Raw genomic sequence first — 17,809 nt, 5'->3', positions numbered from 1 at the left:
ATTTATAGTGACTAAAAATCCATCACGTTCGTCGAGCTAGGGTGTAGGAATCATATCTCTGACGAATTTTTGTCCGCGATCACATTTCAATAAAAGTTGGTTTGAAAATAATCTTCATCGCAATAATAATCCATAACGAAGATTTTTTTCAAACAAAATAAAAACTTTTTTCAAATACGTGAAACTTGGTCAATAAAAGCTTTGGTTTAGAAAAATCGAGGCTAAAAAAACAAAAAGGGAACACTATGAAAGCCATTAACAAGATTACTCTCGCTATGCTTGCTCTAGGTTGTGCTGTCTCTGCTCAAGCGGCGACAACACTTAAAATGGGTATGCAACCTTCTGTAGGGTCAGTGGAATACACGTCGGCAAAAATGCTGGCAGACACGATCGAAGAGCTTAGTAACGGCGAAATGAAAGTGGCACTTTACCCAAGCGCACAACTCGGTGATGACCGTGCGATGCTGCAACAGCTTTCGATGGGTGATTTGGATATCACTTACGCTGAGTTTGGTCGTATGGGCCTATGGATACCACGTGCTGAGGCGGTAATGCTGCCTTACGTAGTGCGTGATTTCTCACACCTACAACGTATTTTTAATTCAGATTTTGGCCAAGACATCCGTGGCGAAATGTTAACCAAATTTAACTGGCGCGCATTGGATACTTGGTACAACGGCACACGCGAAACCTCTTCTAACCGTCCACTTAACAGCATTGAAGACTTTAAAGGTCTGAAGCTGCGCGTTCCAAATGCTAAAGCTAATTTGAACTTCGCCAAACTATCAGGCGCATCACCAACACCAATGGCGTTCTCTGAAGTGTATCTAGCACTACAAACCAACGCGGTTGATGGCCAAGAAAACCCATTGCCAGCGATCAAAACTATGAAGTTCTATGAAGTTCAGGCCAACCTTGCGATGACCAATCACATCGTAAACGACCAAATGGTGATCATCTCTGAAACGACGTGGCAAGGCTTGAATGAAGCGCAGCGTGACATTGTCACTAAAGCAGTGGCAAAAGCGGGTGAAGCACATACCGCCTTCGTTGAGAAACAAGAAGCTGAGCTGATTTCTTACTTTGAAGCGGAAGGTGTAACCGTGACTTATCCAGAGCTTTCACCATTCCGTGAAGCGATGCAGCCTCTCTACACCGAGTTTGAAGAGCAAGTTGGTCAACCGGTAGTGAAGCAGCTTGCGGCAATGTAAGCATCGCACTCAAGTTTGATCTTAAGTTAAGTGTCAATTTCTAGGCTGGTCGAGACTGGCCAGCCGTGGAGTTCAAAATGTTACGCAAGATAATCGACAATATTGAAGAAATCATCACCGTGCCGCTCATGGCAGCATTGTTAGTGGTATTGACTTGGCAGATTGGTAGCCGTTGGCTACTGAACGATCCTTCGTTGTGGAGTGAAGAGCTTGCAAGGGTTCTTTTCATGTACATGTGCATGATTGGTTGTGCGATGGCGCTGAAACGCGGCTCGCATGTAAACATCACTTTTTTCTCTGATAAGTTGCCTGAGAAAACCCGTTTAGCTTTAGTGTTGTCATTGGAATTTGCCGTTCTTCTTTCTATTTTCGCCATTGTTTATCTCGGCTATCAACATGTACAGCGCACTGCCTTTTTTGAGCTAATCACGTTAGGTGTATCAAGCAGTTGGCAAACCTATGCTCTGCCTATTGGCGGGTTGTTTATGGTGTTTAGACAAGTACAAAAGATGGTAGGCATTGCGAAGCAGTTTTCTACCAGTAGTAATGATGCAGCGGCATCTGACTCACAGATGGCTGAGAGGTAATCGATCATGGCAACTTCAATTTTTGGCTGGTTAGGTCTGCTATTTGCAGGGATGCCAGTAGGATTCTCGCTTATTTTTGTCGCACTGATTTTCTTATTGGTGACAGGCAGTCCAGGTATCAACTTTGCGGCTCAGCAAATGATCACTGGTGTTGATAACTTTACGCTACTTTCTGTACCGTTTTTCGTTCTCACCGGTCACCTGATGAACAGTGCTGGGATTACAGAACGTATTTTTAATTTCGCTAAATCAATGATGGGTCATATCACGGGCAGTCTTGGTCACGTGAACATCATGGCGAGTTTACTGTTCTCTGGTATGTCAGGCTCGGCACTTGCTGATGCTGGCGGCTTAGGTCAGCTAGAGATTAAATCGATGCGTGATGCGAAATACGATGATGATTTCGCCGGCGGTTTAACGGCTGCATCATGCATTATAGGCCCACTCGTACCACCTTCAATCCCTTTAGTTATCTACGGTGTGGTCTCGGGTACGTCAATTGGTGCTCTGTTCTTAGCGGGTGCGATTCCGGGCTTGATGTGCTGCGCGGCTTTGATGGTGATGAGCTACTACATCTGTAAAAAACGCGGCTACATGGTATTGCCTCGTGCAACGGGTCGTGAGCGTTTGATTGCTTTCAAAGAAGCGTTCCTATCGCTATTGACGCCAATCATCATTATCGGCGGTATCTTTTCAGGAAAATTTACCCCAACAGAAGCGGCTGCGGTTTCATCTCTTTACGCTCTATTCTTGGGTACTGTGGTTTACAAGCAGCTAACGCTTGAGAACTTTATCGAAATCCTGAAAGAGACGGTAAATAACACGGCAGTTGTGGCTCTGATGGTGATGGGCGTAACAGTATTTGGTTGGATTGTAGCGCGTGAACAGCTACCGCAAATGCTGGCTGAATTCTTCTTAACGATTAGTGACAACCCGCTAGTGCTGTTGCTACTGATCAACTTACTGCTGTTGTTCTTGGGTACGTTTATCGAGTCACTTGCACTGTTGCTACTGTTGGTTCCATTCCTTGTGCCTGTGGCGGTTTCAGTCGGTATTGACCCTGTTCACTTTGGTGTAATGGCTATCTTGAACCTGATGATCGGCATCTTAACTCCACCGATGGGTATGGCGTTGTATGTGGTGTCGCGTGTTGGTGATATTCCATTCCACGTGCTTACTCGTGGTGTGATGCCACTGCTTGTGCCGCTGTTTATCGTGTTGGCGCTAGTGGCGGTATTCCCTCAATTTACTCTGCTGTTACCTGAGATCTTCCTCGGCTACGGTCAATAACAATTACTCTACTTGTATGGTGATGAGCCGGGTGCTCCGGCTCTAACTCTCTAGGATATAAAAATGAAAAAACTAACTGGTCTTATTGCTGCTCCGCATACTCCATTTGATATCAACAACAAAGTGAACTTTGGCGCGATTGATCAAATTGCTGAAGTCTTGATTGCACAAGGCGTAAAAGGTGCTTACGTGTGTGGCACTACTGGTGAAGGTATCCACTGTTCAGTGGAAGAACGTAAAGCGATTGCTGAGCGTTGGGTAAAAGCGGCGGATGGCAAACTGGATCTGATTTTACATACTGGTGCACTGAGTATTACTGATGCGATTGAACTTACAGAACATGCAGAAACATTGGATATTTTAGCGACTTCAGCCATTGGTCCTTGTTTCTTTAAGCCAGGTTCAGTGGATGATTTGGTGGAATACTGCGCGCAAATCGCAGCGGCCGCGCCGTCAAAAGGCTTCTACTACTACCACTCTGGTATGTCAGGGGTGAACCTCGATCTAGAGCAGTTTTTGATCAAAGGTGGCGAGCGCATTGAAAACCTATCGGGCGCGAAGTTCAACAATGTTGACCTGTACGAATACCAACGTTGCGTTCGTGTTGCTAATGGTAAATACGATATTCCTTTTGGTGTGGATGAGTTCTTACCTGCTGGCCTAGCGGTGGGGGCTGTAGGTGCTGTGGGTAGTACATATAACTACGCAGCACCACTGTACTTAGAAATTATTGAAGCATTTAACCGTGGCGACCAAGCAAAAGTGGCAGCGCTGATGGATAAAGTGATCGCGATTATTCGTGTCTTGGTTGAATACGGCGGTGTGGCGGCGGGTAAAGTCGCAATGCAACTGCATGGCATTGATGCGGGTAACCCACGTACGCCAATCCGCTCATTGACTGACGCGCAAAAGGCCGATGTTTTGGCGAAAATGCGCGATGCGGGTTTCATGAACCTGTAAGGCATACAACTCATAGCGTTACGCGAATCGCCGAGTAAATCTCTAACTGCGTCGCAGCATGTAAGAAAAATCGACTTGCATGCTGCCTTTTAGAGCAAATCGGAGCAATTAATTCGTAGTGGATGTGTCAAAGTGACCATCACTTTGTTACTTTTAGCGGTCAAAACAAGCATAGAAGAGGCACCTGTGAATACGCCTAAAAATTTGTTGGTTCGATTGCGTTCAAATATAGAGCCGCTGAGTAAGAAATTACGCCAAGTTGCGGACTATATCCTAGAAAATGCCAATGACGTTCAATACCAAACGATCACTGACTTGGCACGTAATACTGAAACAAGTGAAGCTACCGTTGTGCGCTTGTGTCGAGATATGGGCTACAAAGGCTATTCTGATTTTCGTATGGCATTGGCGGTGGGTTTATCGCAAAGCCAAGAGCGTCAGCCACAAGAGTCTGATGGTGATATTTGTGAAGTGTCAGCACAAAGTGCATCAGCGAGTTTGCTTGATACTGCACAACTGATCGATCGCAAAGCGCTTAAACGTATTTGTGATTTGGTGCATAACGCGAGCTTTATTAGTTGTGTCGGCGTTGGCGCTTCGAGCATTGTGGGCCGTTATCTTGCGTTCCGTTTATTACGAATCGGCAAGAAAGTGACCATGTATGAAGATACGCACTTAGCAGCGATGAATGCGGTAAGAAGCCAATCGGGGGATTTGTGGTTTGCCGTATCAAGCTCAGGCTCGACGCGAGAAGTGATTCACGCGGCAACACAAGCTCATACGCGTAATGTGCCAGTGGTGGCGTTGACGAATATCAGCCATAGCCCTCTGAGTGCGATATGCTCAGAGATGTTGGTGGCAGCAAGACCTGAAGGCCCACTAACGGGTGGTGCATTTGCCTCGAAAGTGGGTGCATTGCTACTGGTGGATGTGCTGGTCAATAGCTTGTTAGAAGAGCACCCAGAGTATTCTGAATCGGTACTTGAAACCGCGGAAGTGGTTGTACCGTTACTCAAGTAACCGTCAAATTATTTTAGCCTGCCAAAGAGTGGGCTTTATTTTGCTTTTTTAATGGAGAAAAAATTCTTCTTAACGTGTGGTTGTGGAAAATATTTTTGTTAATGCGAATGCCGAGCTTGACATGATCGAGAGGGCAATCAGCTCATAATAAGGAAATCAATAACATGAAACCATTAACCCCTGTACTACTTACACTACCTTTGCTTGCTGCTTTCTCTGCAGCTTCTTATGCCAATCAAACTTGGCCTGATTTACCCAACGGCGTGAAAAATGGTGTTGGTGCGCAAATAGATTCAAAGATCTATGTTGGGCTTGGTTCAATGGGCAAACAATTTTATATGCTTGATCTGCAGCAGCTGGATAAAGGTTGGCAGCCACAAGCGGACTTTTCTGGCCCTGCACGTGATGGTGCGACCGCAAGCGTGATTAACGATGATATCTATATTTTTGGTGGTTCAGGTAAAGCAGACAGCAAGGCTGCGTCGCCGATTATTTTTGAAACGGTTTATCGATTTGATACCGATGCTAATACGTGGTCGCAAGTGAATACTAAGACGCCAGTTGGGCTACTCGGCGCTGCGTCCTACTCACCAGACAATCAACAGATCGTTTTCTTTGGTGGTTACAACAAGGGATTGTTTGATCAATACCTGCATGACGTGATCACCACCGATAAAAAGGCCACGCCAGAACAATGGCAGAAGATCGTCGACGATTTTATGGGCATGAAGCCGGTTGATTACCAATGGAATCGACAAGTACTGAGTTACAACCCAAGTTCGAATCAGTGGCAGGATCTTGGTTCTTCGCCATATTTGCCGAACTGTGGGGCAGCCTTAGTGGTCGAAGATCAAAATGCGTTGATCATTAGCGGAGAAATTAAACCTGGACTGCGTACAGCAGAAGTAAAATCGTATCAATTTGGTGAAAGCCAGCCATGGATAAGTGAGCATCCACTACCGACTCCAGAGTCTCAGTTGCAACAAGAAGGGGTCGCAGGAGCCTTCGCTGGCACCAGTAACGGCGTAGTGCTCGTCGCGGGTGGCGCGAACTTCCATGGCGCTAAATTGGCCTTTGATAAGGGTAATATGTTTGCTCATAACGGCCTAGCGAAAGCCTTTAATGCAGAGACATACGTGTTTAATCAAGGTGCGTGGAAGCAAGACAAAAACCTGACAGAACCGCTTGCCTATGGCTTGTCCTTTACCGTGAACGATGGCGTGTTGCTGGTTGGCGGTGAGAAACCAGATAGTTCGGCCAGTACCAAGGTGACTAAGTTAACTTGGAATGGTCAGCATGTAGAACAACAGGATTAATCAATGAAGATTCAGTTCACACAGTTAGCGGCGTTGCCTGCTGGATTGAAAAACGGTGTGGGATTTAGCCACATCGCAAGCTCTGATAATAGCACCGAGGTTATTTATGCAGGACTTGGTAGCTTAGGGCAGCAGTGGCTATCGTTTGATATGGATGGTGGCTCGGATTGGCAAGACAAAGCGCCGTTTCCCGGTGTGGCGCGTAATGACGCCGTGTGCATTCCAGTAGAGAGCGGTTGTTTTGTTTTCTCTGGTGCCGGTGTGGCAGAAGGTGGTGATTACACAACCGTGCTGGAGGATGGTTATTACTACGATTGTCAGCAAGACAGCTGGCAGCAAGTGGCAGTGACGACTCCGGTTGGATTGCTCGGCGGTGTAGGTTTCGCTCTCGATAGTGATAATTTGGCGTTTGTGGGTGGCTATAACAAGCGTGTTTTTGATGGTTTGATGGCGCAGCTTAGCGAGCCGTTAACCGCCAATGATGCTGATGCGAAACAAGCGTGTTTAGTGCAGTTTATGTCCCAATCGATTGATGATTATCAATGGAACGACAAAGTTTATGGTTATCAACTGAGTACCCAGCAGTGGCATGTGATTGCGAACAATCCTTTCCAAGCAAACTGTGGTGCAGGCGTTTTCCGCGATGGTGATCGCTTAACCTTAGTTGAAGGGGAAGTGAAGCCGGGTCTGCGCAGCTTACACAGTAAGCAACTGCAGTTTAAAGATGGCAAGGTGGTGGAGTCGATGTATCTACCATCGATTCATGATCTGCACCCAAGTCATGAAGGGTTGGCTGGGGCGTATTGTGGCGAACTGAATGGTCAATGGATAGTGGCTGGTGGGGCATTTTTCATTGGTAGCCAACACAAATACCAGCAAGGGCAGTGGTATAGTCATCAAGGGCTAAGCAAAACCTTCGATAGTAAGGTTTGGTGCTTCGATGGCGCACAATGGCAACACGTTGCTGATTTACCGCAAGGCTGTGCTTATGGCGTCGCTGTAACGACCCAACAAGGTATGGTAGTTGTCGGTGGTGAATCTGCGCAAGGTGAGGCAATGACGGAGTGTTACTTAGTATCGTAATTGTCTAACTGAGTCATTTGTTTAACAAAGAGAGCATTTTTGCTCTCTTTTTTTAGCTTGCTCATTTCAAATATCTGCTTATCTACCGTTTCAAATTAATAGCCAATTCACACTGTAAATCTTTATTTTGTACTGAATCCTACCGCTTATAACCACGCGACAAAGTGTTATACCTTAGTCTAAATTGTCGACAATCTTCTTGATTGCGGCCATTTGGATAGTCTATTTTGTATTCAAGTTAAATAATTGTAGACACTTTGTTGATTTATTGGTTTGTTGCTTAATCAACATGCGTCACTTGAGTATTGAATATGAATGTTGAAGCCAATCCGTCCTATTTAAACACGGACAAAGAGAGTAATAAGTCAATCACGCTCACTGCATCATTGGTTACGTCACTGGTGGAAGCGATTGTCAGTGGTCAAATTCCCGCAGGTAGCAAGATCTCCGAGCCTGAACTGGCGAAATACTATCAAGTCAGCCGTGGGCCGTTGCGTGAAGCAATCATGCGTCTTGAAGGGCTGGGATTGATTGAACGAGCTGCTCATGTTGGGGCTAGGGTGATTACGCTAAGTCCGGAAAAATTGGTTGAGTTGTACGCGGTGCGTGAGGCCTTAGAAGGGATGGCGGCCCGCTTAGCTGCGCGCCATATTCAGCAACAAGAGATCCTAGCCTTGGAGTTGCTGTTGTTGAAGCATTCTAATCATATTGATGAAGTCGAAGGCGCCTCTTACTTTCATCAACACGGCGACTTTGATTTTCATTACCGCATTATTAAAGCCAGCCGCAATCAAAAACTGATTGGTTTGTTGTGTAACGAGCTTTATCACCAACTGCGTATGTATCGCTTCCAATCTCCACGTTCACAATCCCGACCGAAAGAGGCCCTTAAGGAACACAAATTCATTTTGCAGGCAATCCGAGATCGCGATGAAGAGTTGGCCGAAATGCTGATGCGTCGTCATATCTCCGGCAGTCGCAAACTAATCGAACAACAAATCTCTCTTGCTGAAAATCGCTAAGCTGTCATTTGCCAGCATAGGCCAAATAAGGATATCACCATGAACTTATCCCCCGGTGCGAAGTTTCGACTCGCAGTAGAAAATAACCATCCTTTACAAATTGTCGGCACCATCAATCCCTATTGCGCCATGATGGCGAAAAATATCGGCCACCAAGCGATCTATCTTTCTGGTGGCGGCATTGCCAATGCCTCATATGGTTTGCCTGATCTCGGTATTACCACCTTAAACGATGTGTTGGTGGACGTTGAACGTATCACCAATGCCTGTGATTTACCGTTATTAGTCGATATCGATACTGGCTTTGGTGGTGCGTTCAATATTGCCCGTACTATTAAAGCGATGGAAAAAGCCGGTGTTGCTGCGGTGCACATGGAAGATCAAGTCGCGCAGAAGCGTTGTGGCCATCGACCTAATAAAGCCATTGTCAGCCAGCAAGAAATGGTTGATCGGATCAAAGCCGCTGTCGATGCACGCAGTGATACTAGCTTTGTCATCATGGCGCGCACTGATGCGTTGGCCGTAGAGGGAATGGAAAGTGCGATTCAACGAGCGATAGCCTACGTTGAGGCTGGCGCTGAAATGATTTTCCCTGAGGCGGTCAATGAGCTGGGTCAATATGTGCAGTTTTCTACTGCGCTGGCCAAAGCGTGCGGTAAGCATGTGCCTATCTTGGCCAACATTACCGAGTTTGGTCAAACGCCACTATATGGCGGTGAAAAACTAGCTGAAGCCAAGGTGGATATGGTGCTCTACCCGTTAAGTGCATTCCGTGCCATGAACAAGGCGGCGGAAAGGGTTTACAGCCACCTGCTTGAAGTGGGCAATCAAGAAGCGCTATTGGGCTCGATGCAAACGCGTAAAGAGCTCTACGCCCACCTCGATTATCACGCCTATGAAGATAAGCTCGACAGTCTGTTTTTGTTAGAGGATGAGATTACTTCAGAGGCGAAGTAACCACTTACTTAACACCGTCTGTCCCAATATAAATCAGGCTAATCAATAAATAGTTACTCAACAAATAAGTCAGCAAATAACCAATAACGAGAAACCGTCTAGTGACGATAACGCATCCCAATAGAGGATAACTTGCTAGACAGAAAAGGAGTTCAACATGCCTTCTACACAAGCAATTGATGCAACGGTAAGTGGCGCAGGTCTGCGCGGTCAAAGCGCAGGAAGCACAGCGCTATGTACGGTGGGAAAATCAGGCACAGGCCTGACTTATCGTGGCTATGATATTACCGATCTAGCCAACAATGCTCAGTTTGAAGAAGTGGCGCATTTGCTGCTGCGCGGTCATCTGCCGAATCAACAAGAGCTGGACAACTACAAAACCCACTTGATTGCGTTGCGTGGCTTACCTATACAGCTTAAGCAGGCGTTAGAGCTGGTTCCAGCGGATGCTCATCCGATGGATGTGATGCGAACAGGTTGCTCAATACTGGGTAATTTAGAGCAAGAAATGGAGTTTTCGCAGCAATTGCCCGCAACAGAGCGCATGTTGGCGCTTTTCCCTGCGATTATTTGTTACTGGTATCGCTTTAGTCACGACGGGGTGCGAATCGATACTGAAGATCAAAGCCAAGACTCGCTTGGCGGCTACTTTTTACAAATACTCACCGATAAAGCGCCGAGTGCGATGCAAAAGCAGGTAATGCATTGCTCGCTTATCTTATACGCTGAGCATGAATTTAATGCCTCAACCTTTGCGGCTCGCGTTTGTGCTTCAACTCTATCCGATATTCATTCATGCGTGACGGCAGCCATCGGCACCTTGCGCGGGCCTTTGCATGGTGGTGCGAATGAAGCGGCGATGGCAATGATTGAAAACTGGCAAACCCCAGACGAAGCAGAAAAAAACATCCTACGAATGTTGGTAAACAAAGACAAGATCATGGGTTTTGGTCATGCCATTTATCGTCAAAGCGATCCGCGCAATGCGCTGATTAAACGTTGGGCTAAAGAGTTATCACGCGCAGTCGGTGATACCCATTTATATGCGGTCTCAGAACGCGTAGAAGCAGTGATGAAGCGAGAAAAAGACCTGTTCTGTAACGCTGATTTTTTCCATGCTTCGGCGTATCACTTTATGGATATTCCGACCAAATTATTTACCCCTATCTTTGTGATGAGCCGTTTAACTGGTTGGGCAGCACACATTTATGAACAGCGCGAGAATAACCGCATTATCCGTCCTAGCGCCGACTACACCGGCCCTGAGTATCAAGCTTGGGTACCCATCGCTGAGCGATAAATTTCAGGGCAATCAATACAGCAGATGGCCTGCTAACGTTGATGTTAGCAGGCGGTGATTAAGGCCAAAGAGAATCAAATAGGAACTCGGTTATGAGCATAAACAGCCAATATCGTAAGCCGCTGATAGGAACAGAGTTAGAGTATTTTGATGCACGAGCAGCAGTCGATGCCATCGCAGAAAATGCGTATCAATCGCTGCCTTACACTTCTCGTGTTTTCGCGGAGCAGTTAGTGCGCCGCTGCGATCCTGCCATGCTAGATGCAAGCTTAAAACAATTGATTGAGCGTAAGCGTGATTTGGATTTTCCATGGTATCCAGCACGGGTGGTGTGCCATGACATTCTCGGCCAAACGGCTTTGGTTGATTTGGCCGGTCTACGCGATGCGATTGCTGAGCAAGGGGGTGATCCGGCCAAGGTGAATCCGGTGGTGGAAACCCAGTTGATCGTTGATCACTCGTTGGCGGTTGAGCATGCTGGCTTTGATCGCGAGGCGTTTGATAAAAATCGTGCGATAGAAGATCGTCGTAATCAAGATCGTTTTGATTTTATTGAGTGGTGTAAAACGGCGTTTGAAAACGTCAGTGTGATCCCGGCGGGTAACGGCATCATGCACCAGATCAATCTCGAGAAGATGTCGCCAGTGGTGCAAGTTAAACAAGGGGTTGCTTACCCTGATACCTGTGTCGGGACAGACAGTCATACACCACATGTGGATGCACTAGGTGTGATTGCGATTGGCGTGGGTGGCCTTGAAGCAGAAACTGTAATGTTGGGCCGACCATCAATGATGCGCTTGCCGGATATTGTTGGCGTGAACATTACAGGGCAGCGTCAAGCAGGTATTACGGCCACTGATATTGTGTTGGCAATGACCGAGTTTTTGCGCAATGAGCGCGTTGTATCGTGCTATTTGGAGTTTTTTGGCGAAGGCGCGCGAGCGCTAACCATTGGCGATCGTGCAACGATTTCTAATATGACGCCAGAATACGGTGCCACCGCCGGCATGTTCTACATCGACGAGCAAACTATTCACTATCTCAAGCTGACTGGTCGCGATGACGAGCAGATTGCATTAGTCGAAAACTACGCTAAACAGACGGGATTGTGGGCTGATGATCTGCAAAACGCTGAGTATGAGCGCGTGTTGGAGTTTGATCTTTCCAGCGTAACACGCAATATGGCCGGGCCTTCTAATCCGCATTCTCGTCTCCCCACTTCAGAGCTTGCTGCCCGTGGCATTGCTGATGGTGCAAAACTCAATGCTGACAAGCTTGGCGCAGATCAAAATCTACCGGATGGGGCGGTGATCATCGCCGCCATTACCTCCTGTACTAACACCAGTAACCCGCGCAATGTAGTGGCCGCGGCATTGGTGGCTAAAAAGGCCAATCAATTAGGGTTAACCCGTAAGCCGTGGGTCAAAACCTCCTTCGCGCCGGGATCGAAAGTCGCCAAGCTCTATTTAGAGGAGGCGGGCTTGCTCACTGAGCTGGAGCAATTGGGTTTTGGCATTGTTGGTTATGCTTGTACTACTTGTAATGGTATGAGCGGTGCATTAGAACCGGCCATTCAGCAAGAAATTATTGAGCGCGATCTCTACACCACTGCCGTTCTCTCTGGTAATCGCAATTTTGATGGTCGTATTCATCCTTATGCCAAACAAGCCTTTCTCGCGTCGCCTCCGTTAGTGGTTGCCTATGCATTGGCAGGCACGATGCGCTTTGATATTGAGCGCGATGCGTTAGGCATCAATAGCCAAGGTGAATCGATTTATCTTAGTGATTTATGGCCAAGCGATCAAGAGATTGATGCGGTAGTCAAGACCAGCGTCAAGCCTGAGCAGTTTAAGCAAGTCTATATTCAGATGTTCAAACTCGATAATGATCGGCAAACGACAAAGCCGCTCTATGACTGGCGTGAAATGAGCACGTATATTCGTCGCCCTCCCTATTGGCAAGGCGCGCTTGCTGGAGAGCGAACATTATCGGCGATGAGGCCTTTGGCGATATTGGGCGACAACATCACCACTGATCACCTTTCACCCTCCAATGCGATCTTACCGACGAGCGCAGCGGGGGAGTACTTAGCCCAAATGGGACTACCGGAAGAAGACTTTAATTCCTATGCCACGCACCGTGGCGATCACCTCACTGCGCAACGCGCAACATTTGCCAATCCAAAGCTGTTCAATGAAATGGTTAAGGACAATGGCGAAGTGGTACAAGGTTCACTAGCTCGCGTGGAACCGGAAGGCCAAGTGATGCGCATGTGGGAAGCGATTGAAACTTATATGCAGCGCAAGCAGCCTTTGATTGTGATTGCCGGTGCCGATTATGGCCAAGGCTCATCACGCGATTGGGCGGCGAAAGGGGTGCGCTTGGCTGGGGTTGAGGTGATTGTGGCTGAAGGCTTTGAGCGCATTCACCGCACCAACCTTGTGGGGATGGGAGTGCTGCCGTTGCAGTTTAAAGCGGGAACGAATCGCCATACTTTAGCGCTGGATGGTTCAGAGCTTTACGACGTAGTCGGTGAGATTTCAGCAGGTGTCGATTTGGCTTTAGTGATCACTCGAACCAATGGCGACAAGCTCGATGTCGCCGTGACGTGTCGCCTAGATACCGCCGATGAATTGCATGTTTATCAAGCGGGTGGCGTGTTACAGCGCTTTGCTCAAGATTTTTTGGCTGAGTGAGGGAGAGAAGATCATGAACAAAATTCGTTTCTTAAAACAAACCCCATGCTCAAAACAAGAAGGGTATTCGGCAGCAAGCTACAACGAAGCGCGCCAGTGTGAATATTCCACCGCAATGCAAATGAAAGTACCTGCGACTTACATGCGGGGCGGCACCAGCAAAGGGGTGTTCTTTCGCCTCAATGATCTGCCGCCTGCGGCGCAGGTCGCGGGTGAGGCGCGTGACCAATTATTGCTGCGCGTGATTGGCAGCCCTGATGCTTATGGTAAGCAGATTGATGGTATGGGCGGAGCAACGTCCAGCACCAGTAAAGTGGTGATTGTCAGCCAAAGTGCGCGTGCTGATCATGATGTTGATTACTTATTTGGTCAGGTTTCGATTGATCAACCGTTCGTCGATTGGAGTGGTAACTGCGGTAATCTTTCTGCCGCTGTCGGCCCGTTCGCGATCCACGCTGGGCTAGTCGATGCCAAGCGTCTGCCGCGTAACGGCATTGCAGAGGTGCGTATCTGGCAGGCCAATATCAGCAAAACCATCGTGGTACATGTGCCGATGTTCAATGGGCAAGTACAAGAGTGCGGCGACTTTATGCTAGATGGGGTCACTTTTCCTGCCGCTGAAATCCAAGTTGATTTTGTTGACCCAGCGGATGGCTCTGGACTGCTTTTCCCGACCGGAAACTTGGTTGATGATCTTGAGGTGCCAGGCGTGGGTACGTTTAACGCGACCTTAATCAGCGCTGGTATTCCGACGATTTTTATTGATGCTCACTCGCTTGGTTATCAAGGTACTGAGCTGCAAGATGCGATTAATGTTGATGAGCAAGCGCTGGCTAAGTTTGAAAAAATTCGAGCCTATGGCGCGCTCAAAATGGGCTTGATCAGTGATATTGAACAAGCCAAAAGCCGTCAACATACGCCAAAGATCGCTTTTGTTTCTGAAGCGAAAGAGAGCCTTTCTTCCAATGATAATGTCATTGCCCGCGATGAGGTGAATTTGCTGGTACGCGCCTTGTCGATGGGCAAACTGCACCACGCCATGATGGGTACGGCAGCGGTGGCGATTGCATCTGCAGCGTGTGTCCCCGGAACACTGGTGAACGTTGCGGCGGGCGGCGGTGTGCGCTCGGCGGTGACCTTTGGTCACCCATCTGGAATCCTAAAGGTGGGGGCGCAAGCGAGTCAAACGGACAATGAGTGGCAGATAGAGAAAGTCACTATGAGCCGCAGTGCGCGAGTCCTAATGGAAGGGATGGTGCGAGTTCCGTTCGATTCCATTTTCTCATAACGCTTAGATAATCTCAGTGAGTCGCTTTATTTAAGGACGATACATTCGCATTTATCGCATTGACGGCGATATTCCACGCTCTTTTTATCTTTATATGACTTATCGCTTTAACGGCTGCATGGTAGTATTGCTCGAATTTTCAATAGCATATCAAGGAAGAGTATGACTCCGAATCAACAAGCGTTTCTTGACCAATACCTTACTCAGCTCTCGGAAGCAGAGCGCAACAACATTCCGCAGTTTTTTGCTGAGTATTTTTGTGCCGATGAATACAACGCGAATGAGTGTGCACGTTTAATCGATCTGGGGATCAAAACCGCCTCATGCAGTTTGAAAGCTGGCTACGATATTGATGATGAGCCTTTGCCTGTGGTTGGGCGTTTAACGGTAGTGTTGGATTGGAATGCAACGCCTATTTGCATTGTTAAACTGACTAGCGTCGAAATTTGTCCATTCAATCAAGTGACCGAGGCGTTTGCCCAGTCAGAAGGCGAGGGGGATGGCACCTATGCTTGGTGGCGCAAAGCACATATCGATTTCTTTAACCAATACGCTCAAGAAATCGGCGTTGGTTTTACTGAAGAATCAGAACTGGTGTTAGAGCGCTTTGAGAAGGTTTACCCAGTTTAGTGAGATGCCACAGGGTTGTTATTACGTTGTCTTTGGGGCGGCATAAAGCTAAGAGTGAGGGGCAATGAGGGGCGATCCCCCTCATTGCGACGAGTCACTTGTCCAATCTCGATGCGGATTGTTCAGTATAGGCAAAGTCAAAGACGTGTTTAACAAATGACAATGCGTTAATGAACCTTAGATGCTGCCATTTCAAACTCTTTCGCCAGTAGGGCTTGCTGTGCTTTTTCATGGCCTTGTTTGGCGGCTTTTTGATACCACATCATTGCTAACTGCTTGCTTTCAAAATCTTCGAGGTTTGAGTGATATAGCGTACCGAGAATGTACTGGGATTCAGCATCACCTTGTTCTGCCGCCATGGTATACCACGCGATCGCTTCATTCATATCTTGCTCAATGCCTTTGCCTGCTTCTAGCATCACACCGAGATTATATTGCGCCGCTACCGATCCCTGTTTCGCCGCTTTGACGTACCAGAAATACGCTTCTTTTTTGTTAACGGGAGTGCCTACGCCGAGTTCGTACAACGACGCTAAGCTAAATTGGGCGTCGGCATGGCCATTCTCAGCGGCATGGTGGTACCAAATGAAAGCCTTAGTCTTATTTGGCTCTGTGCCTAGACCAAAATCGTACATCATGCCAACATTATACTGTGCTTCCACATGACCTTGCTCTGCTGCCCTAAGGAACCACGTGAAAGCGTCGGGTTTGTTTTCCTCTATATCAGCGCCGAAATAGAGCATCATAGCTAAATTAAACTGAGCCTCAGCATGACCTTGTTGTGCGGCGATCAGATACCATTTTATTGCTTCGGACTTATTTTTTTCGACGCCTTTACCAAGCTCCAGCATTAACGCTACGCTGTATTGAGCTTCAAGATGGTTTTGCTCGGCAGCTTGATAATACCAATATAACGCTGCTCCTAGATCTTCATCGGTACCGATGCCATAAGCAAGCATTGTCGCCATGTTATATTGTGCTTCAGCGTTACCTTGCTCAGCCGCTTTGTGGTACCACTCCAGTGCTTGCTGGAGATTCTCTTCTACTCCTTGAGCAAACTCCAACATTCTACCGACGTTAAGCTGTGCTTTGGCATGGCCTTGTTCCGCCGCCTTTAAATACCAGTGAAACGCCATAGATCGATTTTCACTAATACCATCACCGTGATAATACATCGTCGCGAGATGGTATTGGGCACGCCCGTTGCCTTGCTCTGCCGCTTGTTCCATCCACCGTGTTGCTTGTGCTTTGTCTACTGGTGTTGTTTCACCAAAGTAATACATATGGCTAAGGTAATATTGAGCTTCACTGTGCCCATCTGTGGCGGCTTGGCTGAATAGTTCGAAGGCTTTCTCTTTATTTATTGATGCGCCATTGCCAAAATAGTATTGAACACCAAGGTCATAAGTTTCTTTACCTGTTTGGTGCTCTATCGCGTAATGAGTACATCCCAAAATGGGATTAATCAGCAATGTCATAGCTAGAATAAAACCTTTCATGCTCTTTTTATTAGACCTGTATGGTTGAACCGTAACGTACACAAGGACTGACGGTTATATAAATTTACGTGATCATATAGTGTGTTGAAGAGTAAGCAAAGTGTTGTTTTTATTGAAAACTATACAGTGATCGTTGAGATTGAACACACTAAATCTTTTTGGCTATGTGCTGCTTTATGCGCTCTATACGGGTATAGAAGGATTTGCTGAATTAATTTCGATAGGGAATGATGGGTTATCTGTTAAAATCACCTAATCCAAGCTGCTACTGAGCGTAGCGCTGCCTCGTTGTGATAACGATGATCTCAATCTTGATTTAGGAAACTGCTCAATGAGCCAACAACCAAACAATCCATTACATGGCTTAAGTCTTGAAAAAATTCTGACTCGCTTAGTTGAACACTACGGTTGGAATGGGCTGGACCAAAGAATTCGTATCAATTGCTTCAATAGTGATCCTTCAATTAAGTCTTCTTTGAAGTTTTTGCGTAAAACCCAATGGGCTCGCGACAAAGTTGAAGCTCTGTATATTGATACTTTCAGCTAACGGTTTGAGGTACTAGGCTCTCACTTTGGCGAGAGCCTAGCGCCAAATGTTTACTTTTGGAGATCCGGCTGGCTATATCCCCCACGATTTGCCTTATGCTCTTGTGAACTAAGTGCTGTTCTCTCTACTTCTCGCTTCTTGCTTCTCACTTGGTTTCTTTTCGTAACGACTTTCCTATCTCATAGAGCTTACTTTCTGTCATTGCGTAAATTTACGTAAATATGATGCTTAAAACCGTCACGTTATAGCAATATTTTGTTTTGACTTTAAATGTGATTTAAACATGCATTGTTATGCTATTTAAGGCGGAGTTTTTGGATTTTATTATGTGGCTTTGTTCACAGTTTAAATCTAATGTCCACTAAAAATTGTCGTAATGTTTGTTAGTCCAAATGATTTCTTT

At 46.8% G+C, this 17,809-nt stretch carries 15 protein-coding genes; 14 read left to right on the top strand and 1 reads right to left on the bottom strand.

Going from position 1 to position 17,809, the window contains the following annotated elements; translation table 11 throughout:
- The first annotated feature begins 245 nt into the window (after positions 1–245).
- The 13 genes from RH86_RS09250 to RH86_RS09190 all read left to right on the top strand — a co-directional run bounded on the left by RH86_RS09250 (position 246) and on the right by RH86_RS09190 (position 15,360).
- Entirely contained in the window at positions 246–1,211 is a 966-nt protein-coding gene (locus tag RH86_RS09250) for a sialic acid TRAP transporter substrate-binding protein SiaP (RefSeq protein WP_009733768.1), read from the top strand.
- Positions 1,212–1,276: 65 nt separating this feature from the next.
- Positions 1,277–1,798, top strand: coding sequence for a TRAP transporter small permease (locus tag RH86_RS09245; protein WP_174269650.1), 522 nt, complete (start codon positions 1,277–1,279; stop codon positions 1,796–1,798).
- Between the two features lie 6 nt (positions 1,799–1,804).
- Complete coding sequence (locus RH86_RS09240; protein WP_005596406.1) at positions 1,805–3,088, top strand: TRAP transporter large permease; 1,284 nt, start codon at positions 1,805–1,807, stop codon at positions 3,086–3,088.
- Between the two features lie 63 nt (positions 3,089–3,151).
- Entirely contained in the window at positions 3,152–4,048 is an 897-nt protein-coding gene (locus RH86_RS09235) for a dihydrodipicolinate synthase family protein (RefSeq protein ID WP_005596408.1), read from the top strand.
- Positions 4,049–4,234: 186 nt separating this feature from the next.
- On the top strand, positions 4,235–5,068 hold the full coding sequence (locus RH86_RS09230) for a MurR/RpiR family transcriptional regulator (RefSeq protein ID WP_038219506.1): 834 nt from the start codon (positions 4,235–4,237) through the stop codon (positions 5,066–5,068).
- 164 nt (positions 5,069–5,232) lie between these two features.
- A complete protein-coding gene (locus tag RH86_RS09225) occupies positions 5,233–6,384 on the top strand; it encodes an N-acetylneuraminate epimerase (protein ID WP_009733767.1) in 1,152 nt (383 codons plus the stop codon).
- 3 nt (positions 6,385–6,387) lie between these two features.
- Positions 6,388–7,467 (top strand): YjhT family mutarotase, encoded by a 1,080-nt coding sequence (locus RH86_RS09220; protein ID WP_009733766.1) that lies wholly within the window; start codon positions 6,388–6,390, stop codon positions 7,465–7,467.
- 311 nt (positions 7,468–7,778) lie between these two features.
- Complete coding sequence (locus RH86_RS09215; RefSeq protein ID WP_009733765.1) at positions 7,779–8,489, top strand: GntR family transcriptional regulator; 711 nt, start codon at positions 7,779–7,781, stop codon at positions 8,487–8,489.
- A gap of 39 nt (positions 8,490–8,528) precedes the next feature.
- A complete protein-coding gene (gene prpB, locus RH86_RS09210; protein WP_009733764.1) occupies positions 8,529–9,446 on the top strand; it encodes a methylisocitrate lyase in 918 nt (305 codons plus the stop codon).
- A 157-nt stretch (positions 9,447–9,603) separates the two neighbouring features.
- On the top strand, positions 9,604–10,746 hold the full coding sequence (gene prpC / locus RH86_RS09205; RefSeq protein WP_009733763.1) for a 2-methylcitrate synthase: 1,143 nt from the start codon (positions 9,604–9,606) through the stop codon (positions 10,744–10,746).
- 92 nt (positions 10,747–10,838) lie between these two features.
- Complete coding sequence (gene acnD / locus RH86_RS09200) at positions 10,839–13,442, top strand: Fe/S-dependent 2-methylisocitrate dehydratase AcnD (RefSeq protein ID WP_009733762.1); 2,604 nt, start codon at positions 10,839–10,841, stop codon at positions 13,440–13,442.
- A 115-nt stretch (positions 13,443–13,557) separates the two neighbouring features.
- Positions 13,558–14,730, top strand: a complete 1,173-nt coding sequence (gene prpF, locus RH86_RS09195; protein WP_190275907.1) for a 2-methylaconitate cis-trans isomerase PrpF — start codon at positions 13,558–13,560, stop codon at positions 14,728–14,730.
- Positions 14,731–14,892: 162 nt separating this feature from the next.
- Entirely contained in the window at positions 14,893–15,360 is a 468-nt protein-coding gene (locus RH86_RS09190; RefSeq protein ID WP_009733760.1) for an ASCH domain-containing protein, read from the top strand.
- Positions 15,361–15,527: 167 nt separating this feature from the next.
- Here the strand turns inward: RH86_RS09190 and RH86_RS09185 are convergent, their stop codons facing one another.
- A complete protein-coding gene (locus RH86_RS09185; RefSeq protein ID WP_009733759.1) occupies positions 15,528–16,859 on the bottom strand; it encodes a tetratricopeptide repeat protein in 1,332 nt (443 codons plus the stop codon).
- Between the two features lie 331 nt (positions 16,860–17,190).
- On the opposite strand from RH86_RS09185, the gene RH86_RS09180 reads away from it, so the two are divergent.
- Positions 17,191–17,406, top strand: coding sequence for a VF530 family DNA-binding protein (locus tag RH86_RS09180; RefSeq protein WP_005596436.1), 216 nt, complete (start codon positions 17,191–17,193; stop codon positions 17,404–17,406).
- Positions 17,407–17,809 lie beyond the last annotated feature (403 nt).

It is taken from the genome of Vibrio sp. N418 (genome assembly GCF_000222565.1).
In the GTDB taxonomy this organism is placed as follows: Bacteria; Pseudomonadota; Gammaproteobacteria; order Enterobacterales; family Vibrionaceae; genus Vibrio; species Vibrio scophthalmi.
This window is presented reverse-complemented; position numbering and strand designations above follow the sequence as displayed.